The organism is Azohydromonas lata NBRC 102462, assembly GCF_001571085.1.
Taxonomy (GTDB): domain Bacteria; phylum Pseudomonadota; class Gammaproteobacteria; order Burkholderiales; family Burkholderiaceae_C; genus Azohydromonas; species Azohydromonas lata.
Genome location: NZ_BCTC01000268.1, coordinates 1 through 1,372 on the forward strand (window position 1 = coordinate 1; position 1,372 = coordinate 1,372).

The 1,372-nt window shown below is 67.1% G+C and carries 2 protein-coding genes; both read right to left on the reverse strand.

What is annotated here, in order from left to right; genetic code table 11:
- Positions 1-308: 308 nt before the first annotated feature.
- Complete coding sequence (locus tag ALA01S_RS31015; protein WP_084268124.1) at positions 309-851, reverse strand: chemotaxis protein CheW; 543 nt, start codon at positions 849-851, stop codon at positions 309-311.
- A gap of 15 nt (positions 852-866) precedes the next feature.
- On the reverse strand, positions 867-1,372 hold a 506-nt coding region (locus ALA01S_RS31020; protein ID WP_238456032.1), incomplete at its 5' end, for a methyl-accepting chemotaxis protein.

Sequence of the window (1,372 nt, forward strand, 5' to 3'; positions counted from 1 at the left end):
GGGGTGCGAAGCGCCTGGGCTTACGGGCTGCCAACGACAGCCCACTGTTCCCAAACAGCCGTGCGCCTTCGCGGGAATAACGAACGAGGGTGCGAAACGCCTCGGCTTTCAGGCTGCCAGTAAAACCAATTTCTCCGGACGACACTGGACTCTCGCCCGGAGACCGCATTATTTTTTTCAGCCTGTGCTTGGTTGGGCAATGTGCGGTTTATTTCCGCTCGCGCGGGAAATACAAAAATGCCTACCCCGGCCTTCGCCGGGATGACGGTCTGTTCCCCGCGCCAGTGGGAACAAAAGCCCGGCGGCGCTCAGTGCGCCAGGGCCGCAGGCGTGTTGAACAGCGCCATGTCGGCACTGGTCATCAGCCGCTCGATGTCCACCAGGATGAGCATGCGCTCGTCCAGCGAACCGATGGCCATCAGGTGCTCCGCGGACACGTGGGCGTTGAAGTCCGGCACGGGCAGCATCTGCGCCGCGCCCAGCGTGATGACGTCGCACACGCTGTCCACCACCATGCCCACCACCCGGTTGCCAATGCTCAGCACGATCACGACGGTGAATTCGTCGTAGCGCGGCGACGCCAGCCCCAGCTTCACCCGCATGTCCACCACCGGGACGATGACGCCGCGCAGGTTGATCACGCCCATGACGAAATCCGGCGCGTTGGCAATGCGCGTGGGCGCCTCGTAGGAGCGGATCTCGCGCACCCGCAGGATGTCTATGCCGTACTCCTCGCCGCCCAGCTTGAACGCGAGGAACTCACGCCCGGCGCCCTGGGAGGACGGCGGTTGCAAGGCCTGGGCATGCGCGACGCTGGAGCCCGGCACGGTCGTCAATGAAGTGTTTTGCATGTCGGTTTCTCCCGCTCAAAAGGACTGCCAGTTGTCGGCATCGCCGCCGGCTTCGGCCATTTCCGGCCTGGGCAGCGCAGCCGCCGGCTTGGACGTGACCTTGGGCGTGAAGCCCGGCCGCCCCGCCTTGCCCTGCGCCGCTGCGGCGCGCGGCTTCACGGCCATGGCGGGCTGGTAAGGCCTCGCTTCGGACACGAACGCGGCGGCTTCGCCCTGGCCCTGGGCCAGGCGGAACACCGACACCGCCTGCACCAGGCGCTGCGCCTGCGTGCGCAGGCTCTCCGAGGCACCGGCGCTCTCCTCCACCAGGGCCGCGTTCTGCTGCGTCACTTGGTCCATCTGCGTCACGGCCTCGCTGACCTGCGCCACGCCGCGGCTTTGCTCGGCGCTGGCGCTGTTGATCTCGCCCATGAGGTCGGTCACGCGGCGGATGGAGGTCACCACCTCGGCCATCGTGGCCCCGGCCTCGTTGGCCAGGCTGGAGCCCTGGCTCACACGCTCCACGCTGTCCGTGATCAGGC

Coding starts and splice junctions, on each gene's coding strand:
- ALA01S_RS31015 (WP_084268124.1), bottom strand. CDS start 851: ATGCAAAACACTTCATTGACGACCGTGCCGGGCTCCAGCGTCGCGCAT.